General features: G+C 69.7%; 7 protein-coding genes and 1 pseudogene. 1 reads left to right on the top strand and 7 read right to left on the bottom strand.

Annotation, left to right across the window (positions count from 1 at the left end; all coding sequences use genetic code 11):
• The 6 genes from B7L92_RS00560 to B7L92_RS40125 form a co-directional block, all read right to left on the bottom strand.
• Positions 1-365, bottom strand: a 365-nt coding sequence (locus tag B7L92_RS00560) for an ASCH domain-containing protein (protein ID WP_368656222.1), incomplete at its 3' end; no start/stop codon positions are given.
• Positions 366-570: 205 nt separating this feature from the next.
• A complete protein-coding gene (locus B7L92_RS39070; protein WP_255310689.1) occupies positions 571-1,839 on the bottom strand; it encodes a M15 family metallopeptidase in 1,269 nt (422 codons plus the stop codon).
• Entirely contained in the window at positions 1,836-3,320 is a 1,485-nt protein-coding gene (locus tag B7L92_RS00545; RefSeq protein ID WP_081235530.1) for an NUDIX domain-containing protein, read from the bottom strand. Before B7L92_RS00545 ends, B7L92_RS39070 begins: the two co-directional genes overlap by 4 nt.
• Before the next feature lie 56 nt (positions 3,321-3,376).
• Positions 3,377-4,429 carry an NUDIX domain-containing protein gene (locus tag B7L92_RS00540; protein WP_255310688.1) on the bottom strand — a complete coding sequence of 351 codons (1,053 nt, stop codon included), beginning with the start codon at positions 4,427-4,429 and terminating at the stop codon, positions 3,377-3,379.
• A 274-nt stretch (positions 4,430-4,703) separates the two neighbouring features.
• Positions 4,704-4,910, bottom strand: a complete 207-nt coding sequence (locus B7L92_RS00535) for a hypothetical protein (RefSeq protein WP_081235528.1) — start codon at positions 4,908-4,910, stop codon at positions 4,704-4,706.
• A gap of 362 nt (positions 4,911-5,272) precedes the next feature.
• Positions 5,273-5,581, bottom strand: coding sequence for a hypothetical protein (locus tag B7L92_RS40125; RefSeq protein ID WP_143626208.1), 309 nt, complete (start codon positions 5,579-5,581; stop codon positions 5,273-5,275).
• A 14-nt stretch (positions 5,582-5,595) separates the two neighbouring features.
• On the opposite strand from B7L92_RS40125, the gene B7L92_RS40120 reads away from it, so the two are divergent.
• Complete coding sequence (locus tag B7L92_RS40120; RefSeq protein WP_143626207.1) at positions 5,596-5,784, top strand: hypothetical protein; 189 nt, start codon at positions 5,596-5,598, stop codon at positions 5,782-5,784.
• Between the two features lie 90 nt (positions 5,785-5,874).
• Here the strand turns inward: B7L92_RS40120 and B7L92_RS41790 are convergent.
• Positions 5,875-6,471: pseudogene (locus tag B7L92_RS41790) on the bottom strand (transposase family protein); the annotation flags it as partial.
• Positions 6,472-7,006: the final 535 nt, after the last annotated feature.

The raw sequence follows: 7,006 nt of genomic DNA, 5'->3' as shown, positions 1-7,006 counted from the left end.
GCGTACTGGGTGGGCGTCATCGGCATGGGGCGGCCGGGCCGGGCGGGGCGGTGGTCGAACGCGAGGGCGAGAGCGCCGAGGGCTTCCTTGGCCGGCGGGTAGATGTTGCGGAGGTTGGCGAGCAGTTCTCCGGGCGGCCCGTCCGGGTCGATGAGCGCGGTGTCCTCCGAGCTGAGCAGGTCTTCGAAGGAGGGGTACGGGGTGATCCGCTGCACGATGACGTCGAGGTCCCGCCCGGTGTCCCGGTCGTGGAAGACGACGGTGTCGCCGACTGCGACGGCGCGCTTGTTCGGGGTGGCCACCCTCACTTCGATCGTCTTGCGGCCTGCTTCCACTTGGCGGTAGTACCGCCCGAGCAGGTGCATGTGGTGCTCTTGTGATTCGTCTCCGGCCGCCGGGCTCGGGACGGCTGGGGTCGCCTGCTGGGCGTCGTCAGGCACACGTGCCTCCGTTCGATGAGTTCCGTCCGTCGCGGTCTTGGGAGAGCAGTCGGGTCAGGGGGCGGTGGCTGCGCTCCTGTGTGTCCGGATCGGCGTGAGTGGCGAGGAAGTGGACGAGGATGCCGGCGCGCTAAGGCAGTTCGATCGGTCCGTAGCGCGCGTGCGGCTCCTGCCGCATCAGCGCGTCGTACCGGTCCGCTACCGAGAAGTGCCAGAACTCGGTGCCATAGTTCGTGAAACCTGCGTTCTCCATGGCGTTGAGCAGCAACGTGCGGTGGTGGCGCGCGCGATCGCTGAGGTTCGGGGCGTGAGTGAAGCAGGCACCGTCGCTCTCCTCGGGGGAGGCGTTGACGCGGGTGCCGAGGTCGAGTTCGTGGCCGTCCTGGTCGACGAGGGTTACGTCCACGGCCGCGCCCGCGGAGTGGGGCGCGATCTCCGGCGGCGACACGTACCGGCTGGCCGCCTGGTGCAGCTGCTCAGCGGTCCAGCCGGGGTGAGCGGCGGCGAGCTCGTCCCGGTACTCGGTGAAGTAGTGCTGCTGTAGGGCCAGCGGCCGGTAGCCCTCGATGAACAGCAGGTCGGTGCCGGCGGGCAGGAGCGAGCGGGCGTGCTCCAGCCGGGCCAGGACGCCCTCGCGGACGTGGGCGAATGCGCCCAGCGGATCTTGCTTGCGGGGATCGACGCGGAAGCTGTGGTCACGCACGTCGACGAGCGGCTCCCCGCACTCGCGCACCGGGATCGCGGCGACCCGCGGGTCGGACATCAACACCGGACTGTTCATCGAATCTCCCTGTGACGGCTTGCACTGCGGCGGTGGGATGGGGAAGGCAGAGGCCAGGTCGGTTTCGCGCAGGATTCGCGCGATAGTGTCCTGCAGCGTGCTGTCGGCCGGGATCACGGTCTCCAGACTGCCGGGCAGCAGATCCAGCTCGCGGTACCAGGAGGCGAGGTGGCTGTCGGTGACTTGCGCCAGGTACGCGGCATCCGCCTTCGACGCGTGTCGGACAAACGTCGTTTCCAGCGGCACGTCCAGGTAGTAGCAGCAGGAGACGCCACGGTGGTCCCGTACCAGAGACGTGATCATGTGGCTGTAGCGATCGGCGTACAGGATCCCCTCAAGCACCACATGAAAGCCGGCGTTCAGTGCTTCGCGTGCGATCCTGCCCAGCAGGGCGACGTTGGCGCCGCGCGCGGTGTCGTGTTCCCTGAGCACGTTCCGGCGGATCACGTCCTGGCCCACGATCGCGATCCCGCGGCCGTAGCGATCTCGCAGGCCCTGGGCCACGCTTGACTTGCCTGACGCCGAGTTGCCGCGGATCACCACCAGGCGGGTGTCCTCACGGCCGGCCGCAGTCACAGTGGACACACGACGGTGTGCGCCGCTCGGCGTGCCGGTCATGCAGGCCAGCCCGTCTCGCTGTACAGCTTCCCGTTCTGGATCTTCGCGATGGCTTGGCGGGTGTAGGAAACGAGATTGTCGGGCAGCGTGGCGGGGTCCCAGAACTTCCACTGGGTGCACTTGTCCGGCTCACGCAGCTCCGGCTCACCGCTCCAGGTACGAGCGCGGAAAAACAGGCCCATGCGGGGCCGGTCCCCGGCACGGTCGATGTGGTGGACGATGTGGACGAGTTCGACGTCCTGGCGCTCGATGTACAGGCCGGCTTCCTCCCGTGCCTCCCTGATCAGGCAGGTGATGGCGCTCTCCTGCTCGCAGTGGCCGGCCAGGACGTGCCAGGTGGACGGCGCGAATGCGGAGTCGGGGTGGCGCAGCCCGAGCAGCACCGTCCCGTCGGGCCGCTCCAGGTAGAGGTGGACGCCGATGACGTTGAGGACCGTGCCGTGCGGCGAAGCTGGACGGCGCTCCTCCTGCGGTGCGAGCCCGCTCTGCCGCGTGGTGCTGGCCGGGCGGCTGACGGCGTGGCGCCGTACGAGGTCGCTGGTGGTGTCCGCGATGCGCAGGCGGTGGAGGTCGTCCGGGGCGAACCAGGCCAGCATCACCCCTTCCGTCAGCCGGAGGTCGCGGGGATCGCCGTTCCAGCGGCCGGCGTAGATGGCGATGGGCACGCTCGCGACGGCGTCGTCGGAGGCGTACTCGGTGCCGAACGGGGTCAGGTCGGCGAGGTCGAGGCCGGCTTCCTCGGCCAGTTCGCGCCGCACGGTGTGCTCCAGGGTGGCGTCCTGGGGCTCTCGGCCGCCGCCCAGCAGGGACCACATGCCCGGCTCCCAGATCTGGCCGGGGAAGTAGTCGCGCAGGTGGAGCAGGTACTCGCCGCGGTCGTTGTAGATCAGGGCGGAGGCGTTGGCCGTCTCCGGTTCAGTCTCCGAGGTTAGCTTGAGCAGTTTCTCGCGCAGGGAGGAGGAGGCCACCCGGCCCACGGGACGCCACTCGATGCCGGCGACCTCCTCTTCCTGCAGCACCACCGGCGCCTCGGTCGCGGTGTGCAGGCGGAAGAGGAACCGGAGGTCGAAGTGCTGGTGGCCGGGTTCGCCTTTGCCCGGGCGGGCGTCGATGTCGTGGATGTCGATGTCGAACGGCACGGTCTCGTAACCGGGCCACGGCGTGACGGCCCGGGGCGGGATCCCGGTCTCCTCGTGCAACTCCCGTAGCGCTGCTGCTGCCAGGGACTCGTCGGCGGGCTCGGTGTGTCCGCCGGGAGCGAGGACCTTCCCGCTCGCCAGGTGCAGCACGTGCAGGACGCGGCCGACGTCGTCGACGACGATCGCGCCGCAAGTGACGTGTCCGGTGAAGGTGGAGCGGCTGGCGATGTCGGTGGGACGGTCGAGGGCGTCCAGGAGGCCGCCGAGCTGCTCGCGCTCGTGAGGGTGGCGCGCGAGGTAGGTGGCGACGGTGGTGCGGATGTGGTCGTGCGACAACGGCATGGGGCTACCTCAGAGGGACGTGGAGCGGGACGAGTCGAGGCTGGCGGTCGTTCGTGTCAGCTCAGCCGCATCCCCTCCGCAGGGATCTCCTCGATGGCGGCGGAGCGAGCGGCGGGCAGACCCCACCTCTCCCGTGCCGTCTCCACCGCGAGCTGGGCTTGCCGCGCGCCGGGCGGGCCCCAGCCCAGCAGGGCGGCCGTCTGGGCGGGGGTGGCGAGCAGGCGGGCGAAGGAGTGGCCGGTGGCGGGGTCGACGGCCGCCGGGCCGATGGCGGTGACCCGGGCTGCCAGGCGGAGCCGGGCGTTGGGCCCCACGCCGCCGTAGACCTCGCCGGTCTCGTCCAGCACCCAGCCCAGTCGTACCGGATCGGCCAGACTGAGCTGGGCTTCCTCGGCGGCTTCGCGGTGCAGGGTGTCCTCGGGCGTCGCGTCGGTCTTCTCCACGGTGCCGCCGGGCAGCATCGGCAGCGCACCCCGCGGGCCGAGGTCGGCCACGAGGACGACCCGGCCGTCGGGGACGAAGCACCACGCCCAGACTTGCTGCACAGGCATCTGCCCGGGGATGAGGCCGCGGTTGAGAGGGCTGTCCCACAGGGGCCGGTAGCGGACGTGGACGTCATGGCGGTCCAACGCCGGGACGTCGAGAATGTGCCGGCCGTCGGCGAGGTGAGCGGTGGCGGTGTTCCCGAGCCGGGCACGGTAGGCGGCGAGCATGATCTGCCCGTCCACGGGCCGCAGCCGCTGCACCGCGTCCCGGGTCTCCAGGAAGGCGTACTCGGACAACTCCCGGCGCGGCAGGCGGATCGCCTCCACCTGGTCGGGGTTGAGGGTTCCCCCGTCGAAGACGAACCGGACCTCGCCGGGGCAGGGCGTACCGGGCTGAAGGTCGGGGTGGTGCGGGGAGAAGGAGTGGACGGCGAGCACGGCCGACAGGGGCAGATCCAGGCCCAGTTCTTCGGTGATCTCGCGTCGACAGGCGACGTGCGGGTGCTCGCCGGGTTCGACGACGCCTCCGGGCAGCAGCCACGAGCCGTCCTTGTGGTAGGTGGGGTGCACCAGCAGGACACGGCCGACCTCGTCGGTGATGATCGCGGCGGCGCCGAGCCACACCGCATGCCGGGATGCGGCGTACTGCGCTGTCGGCAGAGCGGCACGCGGTGAGACGTGATCCGAAGGGGAGACGGGAGAGGACACGTATCTCTGCCTTCCGAGACGGTGGACGAGCGAGTGTGCAGCGTGGACCGGCGAGCAGCGATCAGGAGGCACCGCCGTTCATCTGGCCTGGCAGGTCCCAGGGTCGAGGAGCAGGGCAGCGCTGCCGGGCACGATCGGCCAGGACACGGTGATACGGGTGTGCTTCTTGGCGAACACGTGCGGTCCGCACTCATAGACGGTCCTCCTGCACCAGGCGTTCGACGGCGCCTCGGTCCCTCGCGGCCACGAGGGCATTGCCGTGCCGGAGACCGTAGGCGAGGGCGCTCGCGGCATTGACTGCAGCGAACGCTCTCAGCGCCCGGTCAGCCGCGACGAGCTGACGGCCATACCCCTTGTCCGGATGTGCCGGCTTCAGCGGGATGGCGGTGCGAGTCATGCCAGGTACCTCGTATCCGGTCGTGACTCACGAGTGGGCCGGGCGTCGCGGTCGACGGCGGAGTGCAGAGGGGTGCCCGAGGTGCCGGTGGCGTTTTCGAACGCGGGATGAACGAACGCAGGAAGGCGTACGGGATTCATGAGGGCTCCTCGGGGTGCGATGCGGACTGGTGATCGGGTAACGAGGGTTCTTGCATCCCCGTAACGGGTGGATACGGGCGAAATCTAGAACGTGAATTCGAATACTGGGCCCTCGCCTTCTGTAGCTGAGTATGGCGGGCTGTGATGCTGTGTTCGATCACTCATGTGGGTTGCGGTACCTCCTTCGGGGGATTGCCTGGTGCCGCCTTGTCGTCTCAGAAGTCACCTCAGCTCGGCTTGGCCGAAGGCGACGGACTCGGACAGAGATCGCTGGTGGTCCGCGGGCAGGGCGCCGGCACCGAGACCTGCGTTAGCGACCACCGAGCCGAGCGAAGATGCCTGCTCGGTGTCGAGGAATGCCCGGGCGGCTGGGTGGCCCAGCACTTCACATGCGGCATAGGCGTCGAGGCGGACCACTTTTGCAAGAGCTGGGACAAGCGAGCTCGTGTGCGGTCCGTTGGTGTCGAATTCCAGGGCGGCCGGGCCCGCACGGGTCTGGAACACGGCGATCGAGGGCTCGGGATCGGTCAAAACGAGGCGGTTGCGTGCTGAGCCTGGTTGAGGTCGGCCCGCGGCAGCGGTACCGCGACGGGGCGGCAGTGAGCGCGAAGGAGGTTGGCGACGGCGGTCTCCCAGGGCTCCGTGGGCTGGGCGGTGTCGATCAGGTCGCGGGCCTGCTGATCCAGGCCCTGCTCCACGAGGGCCATGATCTTTATCTGGCGGCCGTCGAGTAGGACTCCGTTAGGTCTGTCTCGATCTTGATGTCGTGTGTGGCCTGCTGGGCAGGGGCTGGTGGCAGGTGGTGCAGATGCCGGTCCAGCACCTCAGGACGTCCTGGAGGGCGTCGAGGGTCTGGTAGAGAGTGAGCCCGGTGTGGGTGCTTTGGGGGCCAGACGCTGTTCGGTGAGAAAGGCATGGGCCGCGGTCACGAGGGTGACGTGGTGGTGCCAGCCGGGCCAGGACCGGCCTTCGAAGTGGTCCAGGCCCAGGCCGTGCTCGAGTTCGCGGTAGTCGTGCTTGATGCGCCAGCGGACCTTGGCCAGCCGGACCAGGTCGGCGAGCGGGGTGTCGGCCGGCAGGCTGGACAGCCAGTATTCGGTGGGAGCCCCGGCGTCCTCGGGCCATTCGACCAGCAGCCAGCTGTCGGGCAGGGTGCCGTCTCACCAGCCCTGTCCGGCCGAGGCGGCGGCCCGGATGGGACGCTCGACGGCCTTGCCGACCGGGCGGACACGCACAGCGGCGAAGCGGGAGCGTAACGCGCCGCGTAAGCCCTGCAGCCAGGTGAGGGAGGTGAACGCTTCCTGTCCGAGCTCGGTGGCCAGGGCGGCCACTGAGGGTGCCCGGTGGCGGTAGCGGGGCCGGGGCCGGCAGCCGACGGGACCCTTGCGCTCCGGAGCCAGGGGCTTCGCGTCGAACGGGTAGGGTTCTTCGCCAGCAGACTCATGATCAGGTCCCGGTAGGGGGCAGCGTGCTCGCTGCCGGCGATGAGGATGCCGCTGTGGCCGGCGGTGTCGAGGACCGTGGAGACGCGCTCGTAGAGGTACTTGAGCATCTCCGGCTGGACTTTCTCCTCGCCCCAGGAGGTGGCATCCGCTTCGTCGCGCAGATGACGACGACCGCCGAGACGTCGAGATCTTGGGCGTCTTGCAGCATCTGCGGACGCGCCTCGCGGAGCGCCTCCCAGTTCTTGTGCAGCGGCCCGCTGTAGGGGTTCCACTTGAACTCCGTCCTGGGCGGCAGCCCGAGGCGGGTACGGAGAGCGGCGAGGCGTTCGGCGTAGGGGACGAGTGATTCCTCGGGGACGATCACTGCCCCGTAGGCGTGCAGCGGGTCGAGCGCAGCCCGGGGGACAGCGGCCGCTGTGCGCGGGCTGTCGTCGATGAATGCGAACCGCACCGGCCCGCCTCCCTGTCGCGGTAAATGCGTACACCTCGCCCAGGCGGCCGGAATGCCCCG

The organism is Streptomyces viridosporus, assembly GCF_002078235.1.
In the GTDB taxonomy this organism is placed as follows: Bacteria; Actinomycetota; Actinomycetes; order Streptomycetales; family Streptomycetaceae; genus Streptomyces; species Streptomyces viridosporus.
Note: the sequence above shows the minus strand (reverse complement) of the source record. Positions and strands in the feature narration are given on the sequence as shown.

Excerpts from the sequence above, each read along its gene's own strand:
- B7L92_RS39070 (WP_255310689.1), bottom strand. The coding sequence starts at position 1,839 with ATGACCGGCACGCCGAGCGGCGCACACCGTCGTGTGTCCACTGTGACT.
- B7L92_RS00545 (WP_081235530.1), bottom strand. The coding sequence starts at position 3,320 with ATGCCGTTGTCGCACGACCACATCCGCACCACCGTCGCCACCTACCTC.
- B7L92_RS00535 (WP_081235528.1), bottom strand. The coding sequence starts at position 4,910 with ATGACTCGCACCGCCATCCCGCTGAAGCCGGCACATCCGGACAAGGGG.